Origin of the sequence: Kitasatospora sp. CMC57 (genome assembly GCF_045866025.2) — a bacterium.
Classification (GTDB): domain Bacteria; phylum Actinomycetota; class Actinomycetes; order Streptomycetales; family Streptomycetaceae; genus Kitasatospora.
Map to the genome: position 1 here is coordinate 4,847,048 of NZ_AP035881.2, position 26,759 is coordinate 4,873,806.

The 26,759-nt window shown below is 71.9% G+C and carries 15 protein-coding genes, 1 tRNA gene and 2 pseudogenes; 7 read left to right on the forward strand and 11 right to left on the reverse strand.

The genetic code is table 11. The features are described 5' to 3' along the window. Positions 1 to 136 precede the first annotated feature (136 nt). Entirely contained in the window at positions 137 to 1,279 is a 1,143-nt protein-coding gene (locus ACKUU6_RS21785) for a LacI family DNA-binding transcriptional regulator (RefSeq protein ID WP_407990240.1), read from the forward strand. 108 nt (positions 1,280 to 1,387) lie between these two features. Here ACKUU6_RS21785 and ACKUU6_RS21790 read toward each other — a convergent pair whose 3' ends face one another. The 4 genes from ACKUU6_RS21790 to ACKUU6_RS21805 all read right to left on the reverse strand — a co-directional run bounded on the left by ACKUU6_RS21790 (position 1,388) and on the right by ACKUU6_RS21805 (position 4,203). Further along, positions 1,388 to 1,834, reverse strand: a complete 447-nt coding sequence (locus ACKUU6_RS21790; protein ID WP_407990241.1) for a DUF4442 domain-containing protein — start codon at positions 1,832 to 1,834, stop codon at positions 1,388 to 1,390. A 128-nt stretch (positions 1,835 to 1,962) separates the two neighbouring features. Then, positions 1,963 to 2,038, reverse strand: a tRNA-His gene (locus ACKUU6_RS21795). A gap of 97 nt (positions 2,039 to 2,135) precedes the next feature. Next, on the reverse strand, positions 2,136 to 2,738 hold the full coding sequence (gene orn, locus ACKUU6_RS21800) for an oligoribonuclease (RefSeq protein WP_407990242.1): 603 nt from the start codon (positions 2,736 to 2,738) through the stop codon (positions 2,136 to 2,138). Between the two features lie 4 nt (positions 2,739 to 2,742). Then, on the reverse strand, positions 2,743 to 4,203 hold the full coding sequence (locus ACKUU6_RS21805; RefSeq protein ID WP_407992194.1) for a helix-turn-helix domain-containing protein: 1,461 nt from the start codon (positions 4,201 to 4,203) through the stop codon (positions 2,743 to 2,745). 756 nt (positions 4,204 to 4,959) lie between these two features. Here ACKUU6_RS21805 and ACKUU6_RS21810 point away from each other — a divergent pair. After that, positions 4,960 to 5,769: a GNAT family N-acetyltransferase gene (locus ACKUU6_RS21810; protein ID WP_407990243.1), complete on the forward strand. Its 810-nt coding sequence runs from the start codon at positions 4,960 to 4,962 to the stop codon at positions 5,767 to 5,769. On the opposite strand, the gene ACKUU6_RS21815 is transcribed toward ACKUU6_RS21810, so the two are convergent. Continuing rightward, positions 5,750 to 6,565: an HAD family hydrolase gene (locus ACKUU6_RS21815; RefSeq protein ID WP_407990244.1), complete on the reverse strand. Its 816-nt coding sequence runs from the start codon at positions 6,563 to 6,565 to the stop codon at positions 5,750 to 5,752. The two genes, ACKUU6_RS21810 and ACKUU6_RS21815, sit on opposite strands and share 20 nt — an antisense overlap. 870 nt (positions 6,566 to 7,435) lie before the next feature. Between ACKUU6_RS21815 and ACKUU6_RS21820 the strand changes: the two are divergent. Continuing rightward, a pseudogene (locus tag ACKUU6_RS21820) lies at positions 7,436 to 7,870 on the forward strand (universal stress protein); the annotation flags it as partial. Positions 7,871 to 7,898: 28 nt separating this feature from the next. Here ACKUU6_RS21820 and ACKUU6_RS21825 read toward each other — a convergent pair. Next, positions 7,899 to 9,113, reverse strand: coding sequence for an FAD-dependent oxidoreductase (locus ACKUU6_RS21825; protein ID WP_407990245.1), 1,215 nt, complete (start codon positions 9,111 to 9,113; stop codon positions 7,899 to 7,901). 64 nt (positions 9,114 to 9,177) lie between these two features. Here ACKUU6_RS21825 and ACKUU6_RS21830 point away from each other — a divergent pair, with 64 nt between their 5' ends. After that, complete coding sequence (locus tag ACKUU6_RS21830; RefSeq protein ID WP_407990246.1) at positions 9,178 to 9,783, forward strand: PadR family transcriptional regulator; 606 nt, start codon at positions 9,178 to 9,180, stop codon at positions 9,781 to 9,783. Between the two features lie 115 nt (positions 9,784 to 9,898). Here ACKUU6_RS21830 and ACKUU6_RS21835 read toward each other — a convergent pair whose 3' ends face one another. Continuing rightward, on the reverse strand, positions 9,899 to 12,730 hold the full coding sequence (locus ACKUU6_RS21835; protein ID WP_407990247.1) for a ricin-type beta-trefoil lectin domain protein: 2,832 nt from the start codon (positions 12,728 to 12,730) through the stop codon (positions 9,899 to 9,901). Positions 12,731 to 13,124: 394 nt separating this feature from the next. On the opposite strand from ACKUU6_RS21835, the pseudogene ACKUU6_RS21840 reads away from it, so the two are divergent. After that, positions 13,125 to 15,591, forward strand: a pseudogene (locus tag ACKUU6_RS21840) (SpoIIE family protein phosphatase). Positions 15,592 to 15,647: 56 nt separating this feature from the next. Here the strand turns inward: ACKUU6_RS21840 and ACKUU6_RS21845 are convergent. The 4 genes from ACKUU6_RS21845 to ACKUU6_RS21860 all read right to left on the reverse strand — a co-directional run bounded on the left by ACKUU6_RS21845 (position 15,648) and on the right by ACKUU6_RS21860 (position 21,905). After that, entirely contained in the window at positions 15,648 to 16,841 is a 1,194-nt protein-coding gene (locus ACKUU6_RS21845; protein ID WP_407990248.1) for an acyl-CoA dehydrogenase family protein, read from the reverse strand. A gap of 76 nt (positions 16,842 to 16,917) precedes the next feature. Next, the gene (locus ACKUU6_RS21850; protein ID WP_407992195.1) at positions 16,918 to 17,865 is read right to left on the reverse strand and encodes a hydroxymethylglutaryl-CoA lyase; all 948 of its coding nucleotides are present in this window, start codon (positions 17,863 to 17,865) and stop codon (positions 16,918 to 16,920) included. Positions 17,866 to 17,930: 65 nt separating this feature from the next. Then, positions 17,931 to 20,111, reverse strand: a complete 2,181-nt coding sequence (locus ACKUU6_RS21855) for a biotin carboxylase N-terminal domain-containing protein (RefSeq protein WP_407990249.1) — start codon at positions 20,109 to 20,111, stop codon at positions 17,931 to 17,933. 87 nt (positions 20,112 to 20,198) lie between these two features. Next, positions 20,199 to 21,905: a carboxyl transferase domain-containing protein gene (locus ACKUU6_RS21860; protein ID WP_407990250.1), complete on the reverse strand. Its 1,707-nt coding sequence runs from the start codon at positions 21,903 to 21,905 to the stop codon at positions 20,199 to 20,201. A gap of 144 nt (positions 21,906 to 22,049) precedes the next feature. Between ACKUU6_RS21860 and ACKUU6_RS21865 the strand changes: the two genes are divergently transcribed. Both ACKUU6_RS21865 and ACKUU6_RS21870 read left to right on the forward strand, forming a co-directional pair. Then, complete coding sequence (locus ACKUU6_RS21865) at positions 22,050 to 22,658, forward strand: TetR/AcrR family transcriptional regulator (protein WP_407990251.1); 609 nt, start codon at positions 22,050 to 22,052, stop codon at positions 22,656 to 22,658. Positions 22,659 to 22,868: 210 nt separating this feature from the next. Further along, positions 22,869 to 26,528 carry an ABC transporter ATP-binding protein gene (locus ACKUU6_RS21870; protein WP_407990252.1) on the forward strand — a complete coding sequence of 1,220 codons (3,660 nt, stop codon included), beginning with the start codon at positions 22,869 to 22,871 and terminating at the stop codon, positions 26,526 to 26,528. Positions 26,529 to 26,759: the final 231 nt, after the last annotated feature.

Sequence of the window (26,759 nt, forward strand, 5' to 3'; positions counted from 1 at the left end):
GGCCCACCGGACCGGTGTGCGAGGCGCTCGGAACCGGGTGGGCCGATCCACGCCCGAACCGGCCACAATGGGCAGCGACGACCACGATCAGCAGTGCCAACCGACGACCATGACCAGCAGTGCTACGAGGTGAGCGATGAGCCAGACCGCACAGCGCCCGACGGGGTCCCAAGGCGAAGCCGGCGGCGGCCGGGAGCAGGCCCGGGCGGCTTCGGCCTCCGCCCGCCCGGCTCCGGTCCGCCCGACCGCCGCCCCGGCCCGGACGGCGGCTGCGGCCCGGCCGACCCTGGAGGAGGTCGCCGCCCTGGCGGGCGTCGGGCGCGGGACGGTCTCCCGGGTGGTGAACGGTTCGCCCCGGGTGAGCGAGCGGGCGCGGGAGGCGGTGAACGCCGCGATCGCCGAACTCGGCTACGTCCCGAACCGGGCCGCCCGCACCCTGGTGACCTCGCGGACCGACTCGATCGCCCTGGTCGTCCCCGAGGCGGAGACCCGGCTGTTCTCCGAGCCGTACTTCTCCGACATCATCAGCGGCGTCTCCGCCGAACTCGCCGAGACCGACATGCAGCTGCTGCTGATCCTGGTCCGCAACCGGCGCGAGCGGGAGCGACTTTCGGCCTATCTGACCGCCCAACGGGTGGACGGCGTACTGCTGGTGTCGGTGCATCAGGACGACCCGCTGCCGAGCCTGCTGGAGAGCCTGGAGATCCCCTCGGTGCTGGCGGGGCGGCGGGGTGACCTGGAGCCGCTGAGCTACGTCCACGCGGACAACGCGGGCGGTGCCCGGATGGCCGTCCGGCACCTGCTGCGGCGCGGCTGCGACCAGGTGGCGACCATCGCCGGGCCGCTCGACATGGAAGGAGCCAGGGCCCGGCTGTCCGGGTACCGGCAGGCGCTGGAGGAGGCGGGTCGGCCGTACCAGGAGGACCTGGTCGGTGCCGGGGACTTCACCGAGGAGGGCGGCCGGCTCGCGATGCGCGAGCTGCTGGAGCGCCGGCCCGGCCTGGATGCGGTGTTCTGCGCCTCGGACGTGATGGCGGCGGGCGCGCTGCAGGTGCTCAGGGCCGCCGGCCGCCGGGTGCCGGACGACGTGGCGGTGATCGGCTTCGACGACTCGATCGTGGCCCGGCACACCGACCCCGCGCTGACCAGCGTGCGCCAGCCGATCGAGGAGATGGGCCGGACGATGGCCCGTCTGCTGCTGGAGGAGATCGCCGAACAGGGCCGGGCGCGGCGACAGGTCGTGCTGGCCACCGAACTGGTGGTGCGGGAGTCCGCCTAGACCGGTCCGGGCGGTCCTGCCCGGGCTGCGCCGCCGATCAGATCGCCCGGGCGGGCGCCGTCCGGCAGGCGGGGGCCGTGGTGGTGGCCCCCGCCGGATGACCGGACGTCAGGAGTTGGGGCGCAGGGTCCAGGTGATGGTCATCACGCCGGTGACGTCGCCGTCGGCGCGGGTGATGTCGACCGTGACGGTGAACTCCGGGCGCTCGCCCTTGTCCAGCTCGGCCACCACGTCGGCGGCCGGGCGGTCCAGGGTGGCGGTCGCGGTGACCACGCCCTTCGCCAGCTTCTTGTAGGCGATCTCCGCCTTCACGGCGAGCGGCACGGCCCGGTGCAGCTGGTCGCCGAACGCGGCGAGCACGATGCAGCCGCTGGCCGACTCCGCCAGCGTGAACATCGCGCCGGCGTGCGGGCCCCCGACGTGGTTGTGGTACGCGGCCTGGTCCGGCAGCCGGAGCACCGCGCGCTCGGCACCGGTCTCCAGGTACTCGAGGTTGAGGGTGTGCGCCATCGGCACCGTGGAGTCGAGCAGCTGGCCGATCGAAGGTGTGGTCATGGCAGCGATGTTACTAGCGGGTAGGTTCGGTGGGTAGTGCCTGGTCGGCGCGCTGGGTCACACCGGCCCGGAGGAATGCGAAAAGCCTTGAGGGCCTGATCTCCAGGAGATCAGGCCCTCAAGGCTTCTGGGGTGAGTAACGGGACTCGAACCCGCGGCCACCTGGACCACAACCAGGTGCTCTACCAACTGAGCTATACCCACCATCTGCCGGTGCGTTCCCGCTCCGACAGGAAGAACTCTACAGGATCGGAACGGGTGCTCGCGCCAGGGTTTCGGTGGTGCGGAAGGGAGCGGTAGGTCAGCCGGTGGGCAGCTGGTGCTTGGCCGCGATGGCGCGGGCGAGGTCGGTGTCCGGGCCCGGCTGGGGGACGAACACCGCCTCGCGGTAGTAGCGGAGTTCGGCGATGCTCTCCCGGATGTCCGCGAGGGCGCGGTGGCTGCCACCCTTCTGCGGGCTGTTGTAGTAGGCGCGCGGGAACCAGCGACGGGCCAGTTCCTTGATCGAGGAGACGTCCACGATCCGGTAGTGCAGGTGACTCTCGAGGGCGGGCATGTCCCGGGCGAGGAAGCCCCGGTCGGTGGCCACCGAGTTGCCGCAGAGCGGCGTCCTGCCCGCCTCGGCGGCGTGCTCCCGGACGTACGCGAGCACCCGCGCCTCCGCCTCGGCGAGCGTGACGCCGTTCGCCAGCTCGTCGAGCAGGCCGGAGGAGGTGTGCATCTGGCGCACCACGTCCGGCATGGTCTCCAGGGACTCGGCGGGTGGACGGATGATGACGTCCACGCCCTCCCCGAGGATGTTCAGTTCGGAGTCGGTCACCAGAGCGGCGACCTCGACCAGGGCGTCCCGGCCGAGGTCGAGCCCCGTCATTTCACAGTCGATCCATACCAGGCGGTCATTCACACACTCACCCTACGGCGCGATCCCGGGAGCCGGACAGCTGCCGGTCCGGCCGTCCGCCCACGGAGTCGTCCGGAGCGGTGCCCTGAGCCTCGCCGGAGGTGGCCGCCGGACCGCCGTGGCCCGGGCGGGGCGCGGACGCCGGTGCTCCGTCCGGTCGGTGACCCTGGCCCAGGTCACGGGCCGTCGGCTGGCCGTAGCCCTCCTCGGTGGCCGCCGCGTGCGCGTGCTCGACGGCCCGCTCAGTGCTGCCCTCGGCACCCGCGTGCCCTGGGTGGGCGCCGCGCGCGACCGGGCGGCCGGCGCCGCCGGACTGGGCCGGCACCAACGGGCGGGTCTGACCCGCCGTCAGGTGCATCGTCCCGCCCGGAGCGCCGGCGGACCGGTCAGCCGGGTGCGTCTGGGCCGGCACGGTCGGGTTCGCGCCCGTGGGCAGCCCCTGCCCGGTGGTCGACTGGGACGCCGGACGCCGAGCGCGGTAACCCGTTCGGTACGCGGCCGGTGAGACGCCGAGCTGGCGCCGGAAGTGACCGCGCAGCGCGACCGGGGAGCGGAAGCCGCACCGGCGTGCGACGTCGTCCACCGAGAGCTCGGACGCCTCCAGCAGCCGCTGGGCCTGGAGCACCCGCTGGGTGATCAGCCACTGCAGCGGGGCGCTGCCCGTGAGGGTGCGGAACCGCCGGTCGAACGTACGGCGGCTCATGTAGGCGCGGGCCGCCAGCACCTCGACGTCGAACTGCTGGTTGAGGTTCTCCAGGGCCCAGGTCACGACCTCGGCGAGCGGGTCGTTGCCGATTTCCTCAGGTAATGACTGGTCGATGTACTGGGCCTGACCGCCCCCGCCGCGCCGACTCGGCACCACGAGCCGGCGGGCCAGCGCGTTGGCGGCCTCGGCGCCGTGGTCGCTGCGGACCACGTGCAGGCAGAGGTCGATCCCGGCCGCCGTACCGGCCGAGGTGAGGACGTCGCCGTCGTCCACGAAGAGCTCGCGCGGATCGACGTGCACCTTGGGGTAGCGCTTGGCCAGGGTCGGCGCGTACATCCAGTGCGTGGTGGCCGGGCGGCCGTCCAGCAGGCCGGCCGCGGCGAGCACGAACGCCCCGGTGCAGAGGCCGATGATCCGGGCCCCCTCGTGGTGGGCCTTGCGCAGCGCGGCGATCGCCTCGGGCGGCGGGGGCTGCGAGATCGAGCGCCAGGCCGGGACCACGATGGTGCCGGCCCGGGCGAGCGTCTCCAGGCCGTACGGCGCGGTCAGGGTCAGGCCGCCGGTGGTCGCCAGCGGGCCGTCCTCGCCCGCGCAGACCAGCAGGCGGTAGCGCGGGACGCCGGCGTCCTGGCGGTCGACGCCGAAGACCGAGAGCGGGATCGAGCTCTCGAAGATCGGGGCGCCACCGAAGATCAGCACCGCCACCGTCTCGCGACGGCGCCGGCCGGAGAGCTTGCGCGGCGTGGTGGCGTGGCCCAGCAGGGCGGAGTTCGACGCGGCGGAGGTGGCCGGGACCGGGAGGGTGGCGGTCGCCGCTCCGTTGGCGAACTGGTTGGACGTCAGCTGTGAGGCGGCTGAGCCCGACTGACCGCCCGTCAGTGGAGTGGTGGCGGGGATCACGCGCCGCAGCAGGGAGTTGGCGGGGGCGGAGGAGTGGCCCGGGTGCTGGTGTGGCTGGTGGGGCGCGCTGTCTCTCGGGGCGCGGTTCGTGAAGCCGGCCGACGACTGGCCGCCGTCAGGACCCGTGTCGCTCCTGCTCACCCTGCTCAAGGCGCTCCAGCCCCCTCGGTTGTGTGTGGTGGTGCCGTGGTGCCGAACTGCTCGCCGTGACCGCCGAATCGCCCCGCAGACCGCCCTGACGGTCAAGCCGTTGGTCAAGATCGAATCTACTGGTTGGACCGTTGCCGTTGTGACAAGTTCACCATCCGACGCTATGTCGACATGGCAATTTGGCGTGATGCATTCGATCACGAAGCGTGGCAGCCGTCGACCCCCCTGTGAAGAGGGCCGGAGCATCGATGGCTGGTTGCCACACGACCCACCTGTCGGCCGCACGGAAGAATGAGCCGCGCCGAGCGCCCTGGGCTGCGACTTTGCCGGGCGGACCGGACCGGCCCCGAGATTGACCGAAAACAGCCGGTCCGTACGAGGAGCGCGCGCGGTACAAGTGCGCGCCCGTGTGCGCCCTCCGGAGGGGTGGGACGGGTCGGCCGTTCGACCACTGGCTAGGGTCGGGCCATGACGAATCGGGGTCGGCTCGAACAGGCCAATGACAACGCAGCCTCCTTCTGGCTGGCTCAGGCCCGGGTGCACGGCTGGGAGTCCACCAGCCGTCCCGGCTTCACCGCGGTCCGGTGCGCGCGGGACGCCGCCGACGCGCACCGGATCGTGCTCACCCGCCCGTACGGACCGGACGGCGCCGAACCGCTGCTCGCCGAACTGGCCCAGCTGCGCAAGGAGTGGGGCACCGAGCACTTCATCCTGGAGGACCCGTACGGCGGGATCGACCTGACCGGCGAAGGCGGGCGGGCCCCGGCCGCCGGCATGCCGGTGATGGTCCGCGAACCTGACGCGCCGTCGGTCGCGGAGCTGTCCTCCTCGGCCCGGCCGACCGGCACGCCGACGGCGACCGCCGGAGCCGGGGCGAACGGAGTCACCGTCACGGAGGTGCACGGAGCCGACGAACTGGCCGCCGTGGAGCGGGTCGTGGTGGACGGCTTCCCGATCGAGGCCAGGCAGCCGTGGCAGCGCGGCGTCCACCTGCCGCCCGGCCTGCTGGCGGAATCCGGCTACCGGGCCTGGCTCGGCCGGGTGGACGGCGCGCCGGCCGCGGCGTGCATGACGTACGACAACGGGGAGACGGTCGGCGTCTACTGGGTGGCGGTGCTGCCCGAGTTCCGCTCGAAGGGGCTGGGCCGGGCGGTGCTCTCGCCCGCTCTGGTGGCGCAGGCCGGCCGGGTGACCACTCTGGTGGCCACCCGGCTCGGCCAGCCGCTCTACCAGCGGTTGGGGTTCGTGGAGCAGGGCGTCACGCGCTGGTGGCGGTAGCGGCGGGGGCCGTGGTCGGAGCTGCGACCGGGGCCGGGGCGAAGCGGGCCGAGGTTGAGTGCAGGGCGGTGCCCGGCCGGTGCGTCGGTTTGGCGGTGGACGGTGCTGCGGCGGCGCGCCGGGGGCTCGGGGCCGAGCGGGCGGAGAGGATCAGACCGACGGCCTCGGGGATGCCGGCCGCGCTCAGGGTCGGCCGGTAGCCGAGTTCGGCCCAGGGGCGGCCGTGGTGGAGCCAGACGCTGCGCAGACCGGTCAGCTCCGCCCCGGCGATGTCCGCCGGGGCGTGGTCGCCAACCATCCAGGTGTGGGTGGTCCAGTCGCCGGTCGGCGCGACCCCGCAGCGCTGGGCGGCGATCTCGAAGATCCGGGGGTCCGGTTTGAGGTAGCGGGCCTCCTCGGAGATCACCCAGCCGTCGACCAGCGAGCCGAGCCCCACCCGGCGGATCTTGTCCAGCTGCGGCCGGGTGCCGCCGTTGCTGACGATGCCGAGCGACCAGCCGGCCGAGCGCGCCGCGTTGAGCGCCTGGATGTGTGAACTGGGGCAGTGGATGTGCGAGTTGATGCCGCGTCGGTAGTGGGCGAGCAGGAAGTCCATCGACCGGTCCAGCCCGTAGCGGCGTTTGGCCGCGCCCAGTACGGTGCTACGCGGTACGTGCCCGCTGCCGTCGATGGTGGTGAACCACCCCAGATCCCCGGCGGGCAGCCGGTGCTCGGCCAGGAAGTCCTGCGCCCAGGCGCGGAACGCGGCGTCCCGGGGCAGCAAGGTGTTGTCGAGATCGAACAGCAGCAGCGGCATGCGCTGATGCTGCCAGGGCTGCGGCGTATGCAGCAGGCATTTGCCCGGTCGCGTTCCGTAGCGGAACGGAATGGCCGGAAGCGGCCGGTCTGCCGACGTTCGGGGTTTGGGATGCGACCGGACGGGTGCGGAGGATGCGGCCCGCAGAAGGCGTCAGCCGCTGCCCGCTCGCCCCGCCCGTGACGTGCACGCATTCGCGGCTGTATATAGGGGACAGGAACAGACAGACCGGCCGGTCCGGTCGCCTGCCGGACGATGACAGTCGGATCACGTTCTGTGGCGGCACTGTTGCGCCCGGGGGCTTCCTCGGCGAAGCTCCAGGGAACTTCTCGTCGGGCGGCGCGCGACCTCAACAGAGGGGCGCGAAAGCCACGGCGTGCGCGTCCGCCGTTAGCGGGATCGTCGCCGTTTCAGAGCTCCGCAGCTGGGCGGGGCCCTGGCCCCGTCGTACTCTGAGAGGAACAGGTCACATTCGGTGGTGCTCGGCAGAGACCGGCTCGGAGTCGGGGGTGGGCCTGTTGCCCGGGCATCCGTGCCCCGTCCTGTCGGCCCATTCCACGCGAAGAGCTATCAGCCATGGTCGGTCCTGAGCCTCGCCGACCCGCTGCCGACGACGATGCGGTCGGCACGCGGACGGTGGACGAGTGGTCGCTCGGTCTGCGCGGCCGCCGACGTCCGGTGCCGGTCCTCGCGCGCGACGTGGTCCGCCGTGGCTGGCCGCGTCCGCGACAGCGGCGGGCCGGGCAACGGGGTGACGGTGCGGTGGAGGACGTCATGACGGACGGAATGATCACGGGCGGCGCCGGCTCGGGTCCTGCGGGTTCCCGCCCGGGGCGGAGCGACGAGCCCACCGTGCAGCAGCAGGCCGTACCCGCCTGCGACCCGGCGTTCCAGCACGGGGTGGTGGTCGGCTTCGACGGCTCGCTGTCCAGCGAGCGGGCCCTCGCGTACGCGGTGGGGATGGCCCGCCGCTCGCGGTGCGGGCTGGTCATCGTGCACGTGGCGAACCGGCTGCCCGCCACCGTCTGGGCCGGCTGCGAGCCGCCCGTGTTCGTCGACATGCCGGACCACAGGACCGAACTCCTGGGCCTGGAACTGGCCTGCGCCGACTACCTCGCCGGTGTGCCCTGGATCCTGGTCGAGCGGGGCGGCGACATCTGCCACGAGATCGAGGAGGTCGGCCGCGAGTACGCCGCCGACGCGATCGTGGTCGGCAGCACCCACGGGCTGCTCGGCAAGCTCTTCGGCTCGGTCTCCGGCCGGCTGGCCCGCCGGGCGAACCGGCCCGTCATCGTCATCCCCTGACCGGCCGCCGTCCGTCCCGATCGCGGCCTCACGCCACCGGGGCGTCGAAGTCGATCGGGTACCGGAACTGCCAGGCGCTCTTCTCGGGCTTCGTCAGCTTGAACACCACCGGCAACAGCGCGTCCCGGACCACCCGGGCGACCGGGCCCGCGGCCTTGCGGGCGTTGGTCCTGGCGGTCTCCTTGATGATCCGTTCCACCCGGGGCCGACGCAGGTTCTCGTAGCGGGCCAGCGCCTGCGGGAGGGGTAGGTCGCGCAGGCAGCGGGCGAGTTCGACCGAGCTCTCCGCGGCCAGCGAGGCGCCCTGGCCGGAGCTGGAGGAAGGCGCGTGGGCCGCGTCCCCGGTGAGCACCAGTCGGCCCCGGCTCCAGCGCACGGCCCGCGGCATTTTCTCCATGCCGCCGGCGAAGAGCATCGTCCCCGGGTCGGTGGCCGCCAGCATCAGCTGCGCCGGGGTGGTGTCGCCCTCGCAGACCTTCGCCAGGTGGTCCAGCCAGTACGCGCCGCCGCGCTCGCGCTGTTCGCCGATCGAGAGCGGGTGCGCCACCGGCAGGTTGACGAACCAGACGCCCGTACCGTCGGCGAAGACCTGCCACGCGAAGAAGCACCGCCTGCCGAAGGCCATGTGCATCCTGCCGTCGGTCGGCGCGACGCCGACGGCGGGGATCAGGGCGCCGAAACCGATCGTGCCCGCGAACTGCGGTGCGGGGGCGGTCGGTTCGATCAGGCGGCGGACCGTGGAGCGCAGCCCGTCCGCGCCGATCAGCACGTCGGCGGTGGCCGTGCTGCCGTCCTCGAAGCGGGCGGTGACACCGTCGGCGTCCTCGCTCGCGTCGACGATGCGCCGACCGTAGACGGTGGTCAGGCCGCGCTCCTCGGCCGCCTCGCGAAGGGTGCGGAACAGCTTCGCGCGGATGACGAAGCGCATCGGATCGATCCCGGGCAGCGTGCCGAACTGGGCCAGTCTCCGGCCGTTCCAGCTCTGCAGCACGATGCCGTTCATCTCGGCGCTGACCGCGCGGATCGCGTCGCCCACGCCGATCGCGTCGAACGCCTGGAACCCGTTCGGTGCCAGCCCCATACCGCCGCCGACCTCGTCGGCCGGGCCGTCGTACGCCTCGAAGACCGTCGCCTCGATGCCCGCCCGCTGCAGCGCCATCGCGGTGACCGGGCCGGCGATACCGCCGCCGATGACCAGTGCGGAGCGGACCTTGCCGCTCGTCGTGCCTGTGGAGTTCGCCATGGCTCTATAGTTGCACTGTAACTAGTTGTTGGTCAACTAGTTCCTCGGTGGATAGCATCGGTCCATGAGTACAGCGCCTCGAAGTTCCCCCCTCGCGATGACCGTTCTGGCCCTGCTGCACTACAAGCCGCTGCATCCCTACGGCGTCCAACGCCTGCTCAAGGAGTGGGGCAAGGACCAGGTCGTCAACGTCGGCCAACGGGCCGGGCTGTACCGGACCATGGACCGCCTGCTCGCGGCCGGGCTGATCGCCGTCCGGGAGACCGGCCGGGACGCGCAGTACCCGGAGCGCACGGTCTACGAGGTCACCGAGGCGGGCAGCGAGACGGCGCACCGCTGGCTCGACGAGATGCTCTCCGTGCCGAAGCAGGAGTTCCCCGAGTTCCCCGCCGCGCTGTCGCTGCTCATGATGCTGACTCCCGAGGCACTGCGGGACGCGCTCGGCCGCCGCGTCGAGGCATTGGAGGCGGCGATCGCCCGCCAGGACGAGGAGCTCGCCCGGGCGGCGGAGAGCGGGCTGCCCCGGATCGCGACGCTGGAGACGGGGTACGTCCGCGCGATGACGGCGGCGGAGCTGGCGTGGGTCCGGGACGTGCTGGCTGATCTCGCGCAGGGGCGTCTGGCCTGGTCGTCCGAGGAGCTCCTCGCCTATGCGGGACAGGACGAGTGACGCCCGGGGCGGCCCGACAATGCGCTGTCGTCCGTTCCCCGCTGCATGACCGGTGCGGCCGGTAGCCCACCGCAGAGGCGATGACGCATCGTCCCTGCGACGGGCTACCGGCTGCTCAGGCCAGGCGCCATCGCTGCGAGGCGGCGCCCGTCACGCAGGACTGCAGACCGAGCAGCGTCCCGTCGGCGGTCTGGCCGGCCGGGGCGCCGAGGCACAGGCCCGGCGCGGCCGGGGTGGTGATGGTGCCGTCGGTGCGGAGCTGCCACTGCTGGTTGGGGCTGCCGCTACAGGTCCAGATCCCGACCGGGGCTCCGGCGGCGGTGCTGGAGTCGAGATCGTCCGCACACCGGAGACCGGCGCCGGAGTACACCTGCAAGGTGTTGTCGGTGCGGTGGGACCAGCTCTGGTTCGGGCCCGCGGTGCACCTCCAGATCTCCAGCCGGGTACCCGCGTTCGTGGTGGCGCCCGGGACGTCCAGGCAGCTGTTGGAGGCGTCCAGGACCAGGGCGCCGGTCACCGGTCCCGAGGTGAGCACGAGGTCGTCACCCCAGCCGCTGGCGGTGTTGCCGGGCGGGTTCCACTCGTAGACCGTGGCGCTGGTGCTGCCCGGTCCCGTGGTGAACGGGACGATCCACCTGGTGTACGAGGTGCCGGAGAGGCAGGTGCGGGTCTCGGTGCCGCCGAAGTCCTTGACGCCGAGCTGGACGCACTGGCCGGCAACACCGGTCTTCGCCCAACCGGTGAGGCTGTAGCTGGTGTTGGGGGTGAGGCCGGAGATGGTCTGGTTGGCACCGGAGTTCGGGGGGAGCTGCACGCTGTAGGTACCGGTGTGGGCGTTCCCGGCCGTCGCGGCGGAACCGCCGTAGCAGGACCAGGCGGCACAGTCGCCGGACTCGAAGCCGAGGTTGCCGCCCAGCGTCGCCGAACCGGTGCCGGGGGTCACGGAGAACTGGGCGAACTGGGCGTTCTGGTAGCCCACCACGCCGAGACCCGCCTGCCCGCCGGCGAAGGTGGTGTCGCTGACCGAGCCCACGGCGGTGCCGTCGAGTACGGCGGTGAGCCTGCTGTCCTGCATGGTCAGCGCCACCGAGTGCCAACTGCCGGTGCCGAGCGCGCTCGTGGTGCCCTGGGCGAGGGTGGTGAAGTTCCAGTTCAGGTCGCTCCTGAGGATCGACCATGCGCCGGTGTCGGAGACGCGTAGGTGGTAGGCGTTCAGGCCGTTGTTGTTACGGCCCTGCTGGCCGACGCGGCCGAGCAGTTCCACGCTGCCCTGCTGCCGGAGGAGTACCTTGGCGGAGACGGTGTAGTTGCTCCAACCGCTGTCGCCCATGAGGGTGTACGGGGCGTTGTAGGGCTCGTCCGTCCACCGGACCGGCGTGCCGGTGGCCATCTGCTGCAGGCAGGTACCGGCCTGGCCGCCGACGCAGGCCACCTTGGCGAACGCCCCGTTCATGTCGGTGAAGTACTTCGGCGAGGTGCTGTCGGTGGCCCCGCTGAAATCGTCGCGGTAGGGGAGTGCGAGGGGAGCCGCGGGCGGCGGGGTGCCGCTGCCCTTGCCCTGTGCGGCGGTGGTGCCGGGGACGGTGCTGGTGGTGGACAGGGTGTAGACGTAGCCGGGCTGCAGGGTGAGGCTGTACTGGCCGTTGCTCGGCGTCACGTCGGCCTGCCGCACGAAGTGGTCCGCGGACTTGCCGGAGTTCACATTGGTGGCCCAGACGTGGACGGTCCCGCCGGAGAGGCCGCCGGTGACCTTGAGGCTCGCGGTCTGGGCGGCGGTGGCGTCCATCGTCTCCAGCACCGTGCTGTAGTCGTCGGTGCTGGTCGAGTGCAGCGTCACGTAGCTGCCGCCGCCACTGAGGTAGCCACCGGCCGAGTCGATGTAGCGCCAGCCGGGCTGGGTGAACTGGCTGGTGTGAGCGGTGACCCAGGTGGTCTTGCCGATCATGTAATTGCCGGACCAGGGCTGGTTGGCGATCGACATGCCGTCGGTCGAGAAGAACAGGTTGGGGTAGAGCGCGGCGATGACCGGCCAGTTGATGAAGGCGGTCATCCGGCCGTCGATGTAGTCGCGGTTGATGCCCCGGGCCACCGCCGGTGCACCCTCGGTGGTGTCCAGCGAGCCGTGCTCACTGGCCCACAGCGGCTTGCCCAGGCTGCGCGCGTTCGCGGTGCTCGGGCAGGACTTGAACGCCCCGAGGTAGCCGCAGGGGTAGTGGACACCGACGATGTCCACCGCGTTCCTGAATGCCGGATCGGTGGTCATCGAATCGGCCACCGACCAGCCGAAGTTGTCCGAGGCGACCACCTTCGTGCTGCCGTAACCGTGGGACACCAGCGCGGACTTGAGGCTCTCGTACCAGGGGACGTCGAAGCCGCGTTCGTTCCAGCCGCCCAGGTAGTCGATGGCCAGGCCGTGCTGCGCGGCGCAGCCCATCCAGTCCATCACGTAGCTGATCGCGTTGGCGGTGAAGAAGGTGCTCTTGCCGCCGCCGACCCAACCCGGTGCTCCCCAGGAGAGGCCGTAGAGCTTGATGCCGGGATTGCGCGCCTTGGCCTGGGCTGCCAGCCACCACTCGTAGCCCTGGTTGCAGTCCACCACGCCCTGGGCGTGCTCGTGGCTGGCCTCGGCGCCGTCGGTGGTGTTGGTGTCACCACCGATCTCGATCTTCAGCAGCTGCAGGCTGGCGCCGTAGCCGGGTTTGAACAGGTAGTCGAGGAGCTGGCTGCGCTGGGGCTCCGGGTAGTCGATCAGCAGGCGGGTGTTGCCGCCGCCGCCGGAGATCGCTCCGATGCCGTCGAAGGCGAGGCCCGGTTGCGTGCCGTCGACGGTGATGGCGGTGGTGGTGGCGGCACCGGCCGTGGCCGGCAGGAACAGGCCGGTCAGCGTGCTCAAGAGCAGGACGAGTACTGCGGGAAGAACGGCGCGGTGAATCGACGGCTTCGCCATGGCAGCTCCAGAGAGGAGGGATGCGGTGGATGGGAAACGAAACACAACCAACCAGAAACGATCGATATCAAACGCCCCTCGGCGCTACAGGAAACGCCCGCTTCAGGGGCATGTCAAGCCCTCGCGTTCACATCCGTCGAGCGGAACACCTAACTGATTGAGCACCAGATTCCAGGGTCGGCAAGGAAATTGGCGACTGCTGCGAGAGGGTCGTGTGAGCGACGCCCACCGGCCTGACCGGAAACACGTCGTAGATCCCGGCCTTTCACGGCCGCGATCCATTACCTCCGGATGGCCGCGGTCCGGACGGCGGGGCCGGGGTGGCGGTCCTACGCTGGATGCGGCGCTGGAACCCGTTCCGGCGTGCACGGCTGCCCGGACGGAGGCGTGGCGCATGGAGATGGCGGACAACCAGGACGCTCCCATCGCTGTGGTCCCGACAGACCCGGACGGCGTGGTGACCGGCTGGGGGGAGGCCGGGAAACTGCTGCTGGGCTGGACGGCGGAGGAGGCCGTCGGGCGTCCGCTCACCGACCTGTTCGTCGATCCGCCACCCGGCTTCCCCGGGAGCGGTGACACCGGTCCGGCAGCTCTGCGCACGCTGCGCCACCGGGACGGTTCGACGGTGGACGCCGTGGTGGCCGCTCAGCTCCTGCACGGCCCCGACGGTCGGCCGCTGGGCCGTGCGGTGACCGTCCAGCGTTGGGGGTGCCGCCCCGTGATCGCCGACCGGGCCTTCGAGCAGTGCCCCTTCGCCTTGGGGGTCTACGACACCGAACTGCGGTTCCTCTGGGTCAACGGCGCCGCGTGCGCGGTGATGGCACACTCCGAGGCGCAAGTGCTCGGCGAGAAGTACCGCGAGCTGTTCCCCGAGCTGGACGACACCGCATACACCAACAAGCTCTCCGAGGTGGCCAGGACGGGTGAGCCCGCGCGGCTCATCACGGTATTCCGACCGCTCGGCAGCAACTATGCCAACGCCTGGGCCACCAGCATGTGGCCCGTCCGGGACGCCGAGGGCACCGTCCGTGCGGTCGCCAACTGGGGCTTCGACATGAGCGCCGAGTACTGGGCCCGGCAGCGTCTGCTCATCCTCAACGAGGCCGGTAGCGGGATTGGCGGGACACTCGACGTCGTCAGCACCGCCCGGGAACTGGCCAGGACCGCGCAGCCGGGATTCGCCGACCACGTCACGGTCGACCTCTTCGACGAGGTGCTCCGTGGAGACGAGCCGCCCCTGTCCGCCGCGTTCACCGTCAGTGGGACCATCACCCTCAGCCGGGCTGCCGATCATGGCACTGCCGAGCGCAGCGTTGCCGATCAGGGCGTGGCCGAGCGCAGCGTCAAGGTCGGCCCCGACCAGCTGCCCGGGCCCACCACGTCGGTCCGCTACGCCCCCGGTTCCGTCGCCGCCCGCTGCATGGCCGCCGGCAGGTCAACGGTTCAGCTCGCCGCCGAGCCGAGCCAGCGCGGCGAATGGGGCTTCGGACCGGGCCTCTCCGCCGATCCGGCCCTCTGGCCGCCCGGCAATCCGGTGATCGACGAGTCGATGGCCGCCGACGGGCTGACCGGCCGGATCACCGTGCCGCTCCGGGCACGCGGCGCGCTGCTCGGCGTCGTCGCGTTCGCCCGCACCGACCGGCCCGAGTCCTTCACCGCCGATGACCTGATCCTCGCCGAGGAGCTGACCGCCAAGGCCGCTGCCGCCATCGACAACGCCCGCCGGTTCACGCGCGAGCACACCACCGCGCTGACCCTGCAGCGCAGCCTGCTGCCGCAGCGGCTGCCGAGCCAGGAGGCGATCGAAGTGGCCTCCGGCTACCTGCCCGCCGGAGCCAGTGCGGGGGTGGGTGGTGACTGGTTCGACGTCATCCCGCTGTCCGGTGCCCGGGTCGCACTGGTCGTCGGCGATGTCGTCGGTCACGGCCTGCATGCTTCGGCGAGCATGGGCCGACTGCGGACGGCGGTCCGCACCCTGGCCGACGTGGACCTCCCGCCCGACGAACTGCTGACCCACCCGGACGACCTGGTCATACACTTCCCCAGCGACCTCCAGCCCGAGGTCCGCTTCGAGTCGAGCGGCGAATCCGGTGCCACCTGCCTGTACGCCGTCTACGACCCGGTCTCATGCCGCTGCTCACTGGCGAGCGCCGGCCATCCGCTGCCGCTGGTCATCTCGCCGGACCGCACGCTGACCCCGGTACCCGCACGGCCGGGGCCGCTGCTCGGCGTCGGTGGCCTGCCGTTCGAGGCCACCGAGATCGAACTGCCCGAGGGCAGCCTGCTCGCCCTCTACACCGACGGGCTGGTGGAGAGCCGCGAGCGTGACATGGACGAGGGGACCGCCGAACTGCTCAGCGTCCTGAACAGGCCGGCCGCCTCACTCGACGCCCTCTGCGACGCGGCGATGGAGGCGCTGCTCCCCGGCCACCGCACCGACGACGCCGCCCTGCTGCTTGCCCGCACGCACGCACGCGCTGGCCTCCGAGCACGTCGCCGCCTGGGACATCGAGCCCGACGTCGCACAGGTGGCGTACGCCAGGATGGTCGTCGTCGACCAGCTCGACGCCTGGGGGCTGGAGGAGACGGCGTTCATCACCGAGTTGGTGATCAGCGAGCTGGTCACCAACGCCATCAAGTACGGCGAGCCGCCGATCAGGCTGCGACTGATCCGCGACACGTCGCTGATCTGCGAGGTCTCCGACGCCAGCGACACCACCCCGCACCTGCGCCGGGCGCGTGCCTTCGACGAGGGCGGGCGGGGCCTGATGCTGGTCGCCCAACTCACCCAGGGCTGGGGGACCCGGCACACCACCAGCGGCAAGACGATCTGGTGCGCACAGACCGTCGGCCTGCCGTGACCCCACCCCGACGAGACCCTGACCTGACGAGACCTTGACCTGACCTCGACCTGAGGTCAGACGTTTTTGACCCCCAACTCCCTTGCGATCAGCATCCGCTGGACCTCGGAGGTGCCCTCCCCGATCTCCAGGATCTTGCAGTCGCGCCAGAACCGGGCGACCGGGAACTCGTTCATGAAGCCGTAGCCGCCGTGGATCTGGGTGGCCTCACGGGCGTTGTCCACGGCGGCCTCGGAGGAGAACAGTTTGGCGATCGCGGCCTCCTTCTTGAACGGTTCGGCGTGCAGCAGCCGGGAGGCGGCGTCCCGCCAGGCCAGGCGGGAGGTGTGCGCGCGCATCTCCATGTCGGCGAGCTTGAACTGGATGACCTGGTTGGCGCCGATCGTCCGCCCGAAGGCGCGGCGGGTGCCGGCGTAGCTGACTGACTGGTCGACACATCCCTGGGCCAGGCCGGTGGCCAGGGCTGCGATGGCGATGCGACCCTCGTCGAGGATGCGCAGGAACTGGGCGTAGCCGCGGCCCTGGGCGCCGAGCAGGTTGGCTGCGGGGACTCGGCAGTCGGTGAAGGACAGTTCTCGGGTGTCGGAGGCGTTCCAGCCGACCTTGGAGTACTTGGGTGAAACCGCGAAGCCAGGGGTACCGGTGGGCACGATGATGGAGGAGATCTCCCGGCTTGGCGAGGGGTCCGAGCCGTCTTCACTCGAACGAGCGATCGGTTCGGTCAGTGCCGTCACGGTGACCAGACCGGTCATCTCCGTACCGGAGTTGGTGATGAAGCACTTCGTGCCGTTGATCACCCACTCGTCGGTGGCCTGGTCGTACCGCGCGGTGGTCCTGGTGGCGCCCGCGTCCGAACCGCCCTCCGGCTCGGTCAGGCCGAATGCACCCAGCAGCTCGCCCGAGGTCAGTCGGGGCAGCCACTCCCGCTTCTGCTCCTCGGTGCCGAACCGGTAGATCGGCATCGCGCCCAGCGAGACCGCGGCCTCCAGCGTGATCGCGACCGAGGAGTCGACCCGGGCCAGCTCCTCCAGGGCCAGGCAGAGCGCGAAGTAGTCGCCGCCCATGCCGCCGTACTCCTCCGGGAACGGCAGGCCGAACAGCCCCATCCGCCCCATTTCACGGACGATCTCGTACGGGAACTCGCCCTGCTCGTAGAAGTCCCCGATCTTCGGGGCGACCACGTCCTGGGCGAACTCGGCGACGGTGCGCCGGAGTTCCTCGTACTCACTGTCCAAGCGGTGATCGAGCATGGTGATCCTCCTGGATCGAGGCGGCCGCGGAGCCGGAGAGTCGGCGGGCCGAGGGGGACGGACGGTGGGGGACGGTTCAGGCCGGGCGGCCGGCGAGGGCCTGGACCGCCCGGGAGGGGCTGGGGCGGCCGAGCTGCCCGGCCATCCAGGCGCTGGTGGCGACCAGGGCCCGCAGGTCGACGCCGGTCTCGATGCCGAGGCCGTGCAGCATCCAGACCAGGTCCTCGGTGGCCAGGTTGCCGGTGGCGCTCTTGGCGTACGGGCAACCGCCCAGGCCGCCCGCCGAAGCGTCGACCGTGGTGACCCCGGCGCGCAGCGCGGCCAGCGTGTTGGCGAGCGCCTGGCCGTAGGTGTCGTGGAAGTGGACGGCGAGCCTGGCCATCGGGACGCCGGCCTCGGTGAAGCCCTGCAGCAGTGCGCCCACCTGGCCCGGGGTGGCCACCCCGATCGTGTCGCCGAGGCTCAGCTCGGTGCAGCCGAGCTCCAGCAGCCGGACGCCGAAGTCGACCACCTGAGCGGTCGGGACGCGCCCTTCCCACGGGTCGCCGAAGCACATCGACAGGTAGCCGCGGGTCGGCACCCCGGCCGCACCGGCCCGTTCCACCACGGGCCGGAACATCTCCAGGGCCTCGCCCGCCGTCCGGTTGAGGTTCCGGCGGGCGAAGGTCTCGGTGGCGCTGGCGAACACGGCGATCTCGGTGGCGTGGTGGGCCAGCGCGCGGTCGAGGCCACGCTCGTTCGGCACCAGCACCGGCAGCCGCAGCCCGGGGTACTGCTCGGACAGGCCGGCCAGCCGGGGCATCAGCTCCTCGGCGTCCGCCAACTGCGGTACCCACTTGGGGTGCACGAAGCTGGTGGCCTCCACCGCGCGCAGTCCTGCGGCGGCGAGCCGGGCGATGAACTCGGCCTTCACCGTCACTGGTACGAGTGAACTCTCGTTCTGCAGACCGTCGCGCGGCCCTACCTCGTGGATACTGACCCGACCGGGCAGGCCGGGTTCCGGTACGAGGGCGGGCAGCCCCAGTTCGAGCGCGTCGGGTTCGTGGGTTGCCGGCGTTCCGGTGGCCCCGTTCGTGACGGTGGATCCACTCATGACGCAGCCCCGGTGAGCTCCTCGGCGGTGTCCCCGACGGGCTCCACCACGACCAGCAGTTCGTCCATCGCCACGGTCGCCCCGGCACCGGCCCGCAGTTCGGTGACGGTGCCGTCGTGCGGCGCGGTGATCACGTGCTCCATCTTCATCGCCTCCAGGACCAACAGGGGTTGCCCACGGCGGACCAGTTCGCCGAGGGCGGCCTTGACCACGGTGACCGTGCCCGGCATGGGTGCGGTCAGGCCGCCGTGGTGGGCGGCGCTCGCACCCGCCCGGTCGACCACCGGGTCGTACGGGTGTACCGCCCAGGCGTCCCCGTCCGTCCCGAGCCACTGGACCGGGCCACCCGCGGTCGCGGTGCCACTGTCAGTGGCGTATGCGAACGTCGACCGCAGTCCATCGACCGTCAGCTGCAACCGTCCCGGGCTCAGGGAGGCCCGGGCGAGCCGTACCGGTCCCGCTGCACCGATCCGGATCTCGAACTCGGGCCCGGCCTCCGACGGGGTGTCGTCGGTGGCGGGGCGGATCAGGACGGTGACCGGGTCGTGCCCCGGGAGCCGGAGCCGGTGCGTGGTCCAAGCGGTGCCGCCGCCGAGCCGCCAGCCGGACGGCACGGAGAACGGGTCGGTCCAGCCGTCCACGGCGGCCGGTGCCAGGCCCAACTGCCGGGCCAGCGCGGCCGCGTAGTACAGGCTCTCGGCCGGTTCGGCGGCGGGGTCGGACAACTCACGAACCAGGGAGGAGGCAAGTACCTCGGGTGTCAGTTCCACCGTGCGCTCGACCAGGCCGGTGTCGAGCCGGCCCGCCACCACGTCGGGGTGGGCCAGCAGGCGGCGGAGGAAGCCGGTGTTGGTGGTGACCCCGAGCACCCGGGTCTCCGCGAGCGCGGCCCGGAGACGACGGAGCGCGGTCGGACGGTCCGGCCCGTACGCGATCACCTTCGCCAGCATCGGGTCGTACAGGCTGCCGACCTCGGTGCCGGGCTGGATGCCCGAGTCGACCCGGATGCCGTCGCCGGTCGGGTCGTCCAGCAGCAGGATCCGCCCGCCGGTGGGCAGGAAGTCGCGCTCCGGGTCCTCGGCGCAGATCCGGGCCTCGACCGCGTGGCCCAGGAAGGAGACCTCCGACTGATCGAACGTCAACTCCTCACCGGCGGCGACCCGCAGCTGCCACTCGACCAGGTCGAGCCGCTCGGGGGCCCCGGTGTCGGCCCGCACGGCCACGGCCAGTTCGGTGACGGGGTGCTCCACCTGGAGCCGGGTGTTCATCTCCATGAAGAAGAAGTCCAGGACGCCGTCGGGGGCCGGCCCGTCGGGGTCGATGCCCGGCACGATGAACTCCACCGTCCCGGCGCCGGTGTAGCCGCAGGCCTGGGCTGCCCGGACGGCCGCCAGTCCCATCGCCTCCCGGGTCTCCGGGTTCAGCAGAACGGAGGGCGCCTCTTCGATCAGCTTCTGGTGTCGGCGTTGCAGGCTGCACTCGCGCTCGCCGAGGTGCACCGTCCGGCCGTGGGTGTCGGCCAGGACCTGGACCTCGATGTGCCGCGGGCGGTCGACCCAGCGCTCCAGCAGCAGGGTGTCGTCGCCGAAGGCCGTCCGGGCGACCCGTCGGGCGGCAGCCAGCTCACCGGCCAGCTCGGCCGGGTCGTGCACCAGGCGCATGCCCTTGCCGCCACCACCGGCCGAGGGCTTGAGCAGCACGGGGTAGCCGATCTCGGCCGCGGCGGTGGTGAGTTCGGCGTCGGTCGGCGAGCCGCCCTGGCTGCCGGGCACCACCGGTACGCCGGCGGCCCGAACGGCCTGCTTCGCGTTGATCTTGTCGCCCATCAGCTCCACCGCACCCGGCGGCGGGCCGATGAAGACCAGACCGGCCTCGGCGCAGGCCCGGGCGAAGGCCGGGTTCTCGGCCAGGAAGCCGTACCCGGGGTGGACGGCCTGGGCCCCGCTGCGCCGGGCGGCGTCCAGCAGCAGGTCGGTGCGGAGGTACGTCTCCGCCGCCGAGCTGTCGCTGCGCCCCGGCGGGCCGAGCCGGACGGCCAGGTCGGCCGCCCGGGTGTGCGGAGCGTCGGCGTCCGCGTCGCTGAACACCGCGACCGAGCGCACGCCGAGACGGCGGAGGGTGCGGATCACCCGCACCGCGATCTCGCCTCGGTTGGCGACCAGAACTGTGTCGAACATGGGAGGTGTTCCTCCGAGTCGGAAGATCAGGAGAACAGCAGGGCGGGCCGGACGGCGGGCAGCCGACGGTGCGTCACATACGGTGCGTCACATCCGGAAGACCCCGTACGGCCTGGCCGGGGCCAGCGGGGCGTTGGCGCACGCGGTCAGCGCGAGGCCGACGGCGGTACGGGTGTCCAGCGGGTCGATCACGCCGTCGTCCCAGAGCCGGGCGGTCGCGTAGTAGGCGTTGCCCTGCCGCTCGTACTGCTCCCGGACGGGCCGCTTGAACTCCTCCTCCGCCTCGGCCGACCAGTCCTCGCCCTGGGCGTCGAACTGGTCCCGGCGGACGGTGGCCAGCACCGAGGCGGCCTGCTCCCCGCCCATCACCGAGATCTTGGCGCCCGGCCACATCCACAGGAAGCGGGGTGAGTACGCCCGGCCGCACATCGAGTAGTTCCCGGCGCCGTACGAGCCGCCGATCACCACCGTCAGCTTGGGCACCCGGGTGCAGGCGACGGCGGTGACCATCTTGGCGCCGTGCTTGGCGATGCCGCCCGCCTCGTACTGGCGTCCGACCATGAAGCCGGTGATGTTCTGGAGGAAGAGGAGGGGGATGCCGCGCTGGTCGCAGAGCTCGATGAAGTGCGCGCCCTTCATGGCCGACTCGGCGAACAGCACGCCGTTGTTGGCCACGATGCCCACCGGGTGGCCGTGGATCCGGGCGAAGCCGGTGACCAGGGTGGCGCCGTACTCGGCCTTGAACTCGGCGAACCGGCTGCCGTCCACCAGCCGGGCGATCACCTCGCGGACGTCGTACGGCGTGCGCGGGTCCACCGGCACCGCGCCGTACAGCCCGGCCGGGTCCACCGCCGGGGGCTCGACCGGCGTCAGCGGCCACGGCTTGGCGGGCCGGGCGCCGAGCCCGGCCACGATGGTCCGGACGATGGCGAGGGCGTGCGCGTCGTCCTCGGCCAGATGGTCCGTCACTCCCGAGGTGCGGGAGTGCAGTTCGCCGCCGCCCAGCTCCTCGGCGGTGACCACCTCGCCGGTCGCGGCCTTCACCAACGGCGGGCCGCCCAGGAAGATGGTGCCCTGGTTCCGGACGATCACCGCCTGGTCGCTCATCGCCGGGACGTACGCGCCGCCCGCCGTGCAGGAGCCGAGCACCGCCGCGATCTGCGGGATGCCGGCGGCGGACAGCCGGGCCTGGTTGTAGAAGATCCGCCCGAAGTGGTCGCGGTCCGGGAAGACCTCGTCCTGCATCGGGAGGAAAGCGCCGCCGGAGTCGACCAGGTAGATGCAGGGCAGCTGGTTCTCCAGCGCCACTTCCTGGGCCCGGAGGTGCTTCTTGACCGTCATCGGGTAGTAGGTGCCGCCCTTGACGGTGGCGTCGTTGGCGACCACCACCACCTCGCGGCCTGCCACCCGGCCGATGCCCGCGATCACGCCCGCCGCCGGGGCCGCACCGTCGTACAGGCCGTCCGCCGCGAGCGGGCTCAGCTCCAGGAAGGGGGAGCCGGGGTCGAGCAAGGTGTCCACCCGGTCGCGCGGCAGTAGCTTGCCGCGCGCAGTGTGCCGGGCGCGGGCCTTTGCGCCGCCGCCGAGGGCCGCCGCCGCGAGCTTCTCGCGGAGTTCGGCGACCAGGGCCCGGTGGGCGGAGGTGTTCGCCCGGTACGCCTCCGAGCCGGGGTCGGCCGCGCTGGTCAGCCGGGGCGCGGGCGCCGCGGCCGGATCAACGGGTACGACCGGTGGCGGAACAGCAGCCGCAGCAGCAGCCGGACCGGCGAACGGACCGACGGTGGAGATGGCCATCCCCAGAGCTCCCTTGCCCTCGGAGAGCGGACGGGACGGGCCGTCGAACGGGTAGCCCGAGACCCGAATCCGCCCAAGGTTAATGAGCGTTAACTCGTGGGCTCAGGTTAACCATGGATAACCCCACTGTCTACGATGGGTGGCATGCCGAATGTCCCAGCAGCCCCCGCAGTCCCGCGCCGCGACCAGATCCGGAAGGAGGCGGCCCGGCTGTTCGCCGCGCGTGGCTTCCTCGGCGTGGGAGTGGACGAGATCGGAAAGGCGGTCGGGATCAGCGGCCCCGCGCTCTACCGCCACTTCTCCGGCAAGGACGCGATGCTCGCCGATCTGCTCATCGGCATCAGCGAGCGCCTGCTGGAGGAGGGCCGCCGCCGAGCGGGTGAGGCGACCGACCCGGACGGCGCACTGGATGCCCTGATCGTCGGGCATGTCGACTTCGCGCTGGACGACCGCGACCTGATCACCCTGCACGACCGCGAGCTGCTGCACCTCAAGGAGGAGGACCGCCGCCGGGTCCGCCGGCTCCAGCGAGCCTACGTCGAGCTCTGGATCGAGGTGGTCCGGCAGACCTATCCGACCCTGGCCGAGCCGGCCGCCGAGCCCACCGCCCGTACCGCCGTGCACGCCGTCTTCGGTCTGCTCAACTCCACCCCGCACAGCGCCGACCGCACCGGTCTGTCCCGCTCCGCCATGGCCGGCCTGCTGCGCGGCCTGGCCCAGGGAGCCTTCGGGGCTGCCGCCGAGCAGCGCTGAGCGGTCCGCCGGACAGGCCCCAGGTGCAACGGACAGGCCCTAGGTCCAACGGAGGACCCGACGGAGTTCGCCCGACCGGTCCGCACCGGCGGCTCGAAGGACCATCCTGGTCGGGACGGGAAGCAGCTCGGCCGGAGAGCTGTTCGGTCACGATGGGTGCCCGTCGAAAAGCGGTGGGGGCGGACGATGAAATGGTTAGTATTCCTAAATATGTCTGAAACTCACGGATCCACGGCCGAGCAGGGCTGGCTCCGCCGGTTGGTCGGCTACAGCTGGCGGCACCGCCGCAACGTACTGCTCTCCTTCGGCGCCTCGCTGGTCGGCATGGCCGTGACCGCCACCGTCCCGTTGATCACCAAGGTGATCATCGACGACGTGATCACCACCCACACCCGGCCGCTCGCGCCGTGGGCGGCCGCCCTGCTGGCCGCGGCGGCACTGGTCTTCCTCTGCACCCAGGTCCGCCGGTACTACGGCGGTCAGCTGGCCGTCGACGTGCAGCACGAGATGCGGTCCGACCTGTTCCGTTCGCTCACCCGGCTGGACGGCGAGCGGCAGGACCGGCTGGACACCGGCCAGGTGGTCGGCCGCGCCACCTCCGACCTGCAGCTGATCGTCGGCCTGCTGTCGATGCTGCCGATGATGACCGGCAACGTGTTGATGTTCGGCATGTCCGTGCTGGTGATGCTCTGGCTCTCGCTGCCGCTGACCCTGGTCGCGCTGGTGATGGGCCCCGCGCTCTGGTGGTTCGCCACCCTCAGCCGCAAGCGGCTGTTCCCGGCGACCTGGGCCGCGCAGCAGGAGGCGGCAGCGGTCGCCGGCGTGGTGGACGGCGCGGTCGGGGGCGTCCGGGTGGTGAAGGGCTTCGGCCAGGAGGCCCAGGAGCGCGGCAAGCTGGAGCGCGCCTCGCGCGACCTGTTCGGCGCCCGGCTCCGTTCGATCCGGCTGAACAGCCTCTACACCCCGGCGATGCAGGCCATCCCGGCCCTCGGCCAGGTCGCGGTGCTGGCGCTCGGCGGCTGGCTGGCCGTCCGGGGCGAGGTCACCCTGGGCACCTTCGTCGCGTTCTCCACCTACCTGGCGCAGCTCACCGGACCGGTCCGGATGCTGACCATGGTGATCACGGTCGGCCAGCAGGCCAGGGCCGGGGTCGAGCGGGTGCTCCAGCTCGTCGACCAGCGCCCGAAGGTGCAGGAGCGTCCGGACGCGGTCGACCTGACCACAGCGCCGGCCATGGAGCTTCCCGTACCCGCCGTCGAGTTCGACGGGGTCGACTTCGGGTACGGCGACGCGGCCCACGTTCTGCACCGGCTGAGCTTCCGCCTCGCCGAGGGCGAGACGCTGGCGCTGGTCGGCGGCTCGGGCTCGGGCAAGTCCACGGTGGCCCAGCTGGTCCCGCGCTTCTACGATGCCGCCGAGGGCACCGTCCGCCTCTACGGGCACGATGTCCGGGAGCTGACGCTCGATTCGATCCGGGCCACCGTCGGCATCGTGCCCGAGGACAGCTTCCTGTTCTCCGACAGCGTCGCCGGCAACATCGCGTACGGCCGCCCGGACGCCACCGGGGCCGATATCGAGGCCGCCGCCCGGGCCGCGCAGGCCGACGGGTTCATCCGGGAACTCCCGGACGGCTACGACACCAAGGTCGGCGAGCAGGGCCTCACCCTGTCCGGCGGCCAGCGGCAGCGGATCGCCCTGGCCCGGGCGATTCTGAGCGACCCGCGCATCCTGCTGCTGGACGACGCGACCTCGGCCGTGGACCCCCAGGTCGAGGCCGAGATTCACCAGGCCCTGCGCGGCGTGATGGCCGGCCGCACCACGCTGCTGATCGCGCACCGCCGCTCCACCCTGCAGCTCGCGGACCGGATCGCGGTGCTGGAGCGCGGCCGGCTGGTCGACCTCGGCACGCACGAGGAGCTTGATGCCCGGTGTCCCCGGTACCGGGCGCTGATCAGCGACCCGGACGCGGTGTCCGCAGTCGAGACGCCGGTGGTGGAGACCCCCGAGCAGGAGCCCGAGGCGGCGAGCGGCACCGACCCCGAGCTGCTCGCCAAGGTCGCGGCCCTGCCCCCGGCCACCGACACCCCCGACATCCCGGTCGAGCAGGCCGAGGCCGGTGACCCGGATTTCACCCTCCGCCGCCTGCTCGCCCCGTTCCGCGCACCGCTGGCCGTCGCCCTGCTGCTGGTCGCGCTGGACGCGGCCGCCGGGCTGACCCTGCCGATCCTGATCCGGCACGGCATCGACGACGGCGTCAGCAAGGCCGCGATGGCCGGGGTGGCCACCGCCTCGCTGCTCGCCCTGACGATCGTGCTGCTGGACTGGGTGGTGCAGACCGCCGAGGCCAGGGTCAGCGGCCGGACCGGCGAACGGGTGCTCTACACCCTGCGGTTGAAGATCTTCGCGCACCTCAACCGGCTCGGCCTGGACTACTACGAGCGCGAGCTGTCCGGCCGGATCATGACCCGGATGACCACCGACGTGGACTCGGTGTCGAGCTTCCTGCAGACCGGCGTGGTCACCGCCGTGGTCAGCCTGTTCACCTTCTTCGGTATCTTCGCCGCGCTGCTGGTGATCGACGCGGGCCTGGCCCTGGTGGTCTTCGCGGTGCTGCCGGTGCTGGCGGTCGCCACCCTGGTCTTCCGCCGCAGGTCGAGCAGCCAGTACCAGATCTCCCGGGACCTGATCAGCACGGTCAACGCCGAGCTGCAGGAGAACGTCGCGGGCATGCGGATCGTCCAGGCGTTCCGCCGGCAGACCGTCAACACCGACCGCTTCGTGGCCAGCGGGCTGGCCTACCGGCACTCCCGGGTCAAGGCGCAGTGGTACATCTCGCTGTACTTCCCGTTCGTCCAGTTCCTGTCCAGCGCCGCCGCCGCCCTGGTACTGATCGTCGGCGCCTCCCGGGTCGAGTCGGGCACCCTGACGATCGGCGCGCTGGTCGCGTACCTGCTCTACATCGACCTGTTCTTCGCGCCGGTCAACCAGCTCTCGCAGATCTTCGACGGCTACCAGCAGGCCGCCGTCGGCCTCGGCCGGATCCGGGACCTGCTGCGCACCCCGACCGGCACCCCGGACGCGGCGGACCCGCTGCCGGTGAAGAAGCTGCGGGGCGAGATCACCTTCCGGGACGTCAGCTTCGCCTACCACGGCGGTGCCGACGGGCACGCGGACGTGCTGACCGGCATCGACCTGCACATCCCGGCCGGGCAGACCGTGGCGCTGGTCGGCGAGACCGGCGCGGGTAAGTCCACCCTGGTCAAACTGGTCGCCCGGTTCTACGACGCGACCGGCGGCACCGTCCGGATCGACGGCACCGACATCACCGCCTACGACCTGGCGGAGTACCGGCACCGGCTCGGCGTGGTCCCGCAGGAGGCGTACCTGTTCGCGGGCACGGTGCGCGATGCCATCGCGTACGGGCGGCCGGAGGCGAGCGACGCCGAGGTGGAGGCGGCGGCCAGGGCGGTCGGCGCGCACGAGATGATCACCGGGCTGACGGGTGGTTACGCGCACCGGGTCTCCGGCCGAGGCCGCAACCTGTCCGCCGGGCAGCGGCAGCTGATCGCCCTGGCCCGGGCCGAACTGGTCGACCCGGACATCCTGCTGCTGGACGAGGCCACCGCCGCGCTCGACCTGGCCACCGAGGCCGCCGTCAACCGCGCCGCCGACCGGATCAGCGGCGGCCGCACCACCCTGGTGATCGCCCACCGCCTCACCACCGCCGAGCGGGCCGACCGGGTGGTGGTGCTGGACCACGGCCGGGTGGTCGAGGACGGCACGCACGCCGGCCTGCTCGCCGAGGACGGTGCCTACGCGCGGCTCTGGCGGGCCTTCGTCGCGGACAGCCACCAGGAGCAGCGGGTGTAGCGCCGTGGGTGACAACCTTCCGTCACTTCCGGACGCCCGAGGGCCGTGGCCCGTCACACCCGTTCGGCCGACACCCGGAGCTCGCGCGGCCCGCCGACCGTCGGCGATCAGCCGTGCGAACCTGGCCAACACGGCGATCACCTTCTACCTCGGGGCCAACCTCTTCACCGTGCTCGATGCGGACCGCAGCCGTACCGATTCCCTGTTCGCGATGGTCAAGTGGCTCGCCCC

Coding starts and splice junctions, on each gene's coding strand:
- ACKUU6_RS21785 (WP_407990240.1), top strand. CDS start 137: ATGAGCCAGACCGCACAGCGCCCGACGGGGTCCCAAGGCGAAGCCGGC.
- ACKUU6_RS21790 (WP_407990241.1), bottom strand. CDS start 1,834: ATGACCACACCTTCGATCGGCCAGCTGCTCGACTCCACGGTGCCGATG.
- ACKUU6_RS21810 (WP_407990243.1), top strand. CDS start 4,960: ATGACGAATCGGGGTCGGCTCGAACAGGCCAATGACAACGCAGCCTCC.
- ACKUU6_RS21815 (WP_407990244.1), bottom strand. CDS start 6,565: ATGCCGCTGCTGCTGTTCGATCTCGACAACACCTTGCTGCCCCGGGAC.
- ACKUU6_RS21825 (WP_407990245.1), bottom strand. CDS start 9,113: ATGGCGAACTCCACAGGCACGACGAGCGGCAAGGTCCGCTCCGCACTG.
- ACKUU6_RS21830 (WP_407990246.1), top strand. CDS start 9,178: ATGAGTACAGCGCCTCGAAGTTCCCCCCTCGCGATGACCGTTCTGGCC.
- ACKUU6_RS21835 (WP_407990247.1), bottom strand. CDS start 12,730: ATGGCGAAGCCGTCGATTCACCGCGCCGTTCTTCCCGCAGTACTCGTC.
- ACKUU6_RS21845 (WP_407990248.1), bottom strand. CDS start 16,841: ATGCTCGATCACCGCTTGGACAGTGAGTACGAGGAACTCCGGCGCACC.
- ACKUU6_RS21855 (WP_407990249.1), bottom strand. CDS start 20,111: ATGTTCGACACAGTTCTGGTCGCCAACCGAGGCGAGATCGCGGTGCGG.
- ACKUU6_RS21860 (WP_407990250.1), bottom strand. CDS start 21,905: ATGGCCATCTCCACCGTCGGTCCGTTCGCCGGTCCGGCTGCTGCTGCG.
- ACKUU6_RS21865 (WP_407990251.1), top strand. CDS start 22,050: ATGCCGAATGTCCCAGCAGCCCCCGCAGTCCCGCGCCGCGACCAGATC.
- ACKUU6_RS21870 (WP_407990252.1), top strand. CDS start 22,869: ATGTCTGAAACTCACGGATCCACGGCCGAGCAGGGCTGGCTCCGCCGG.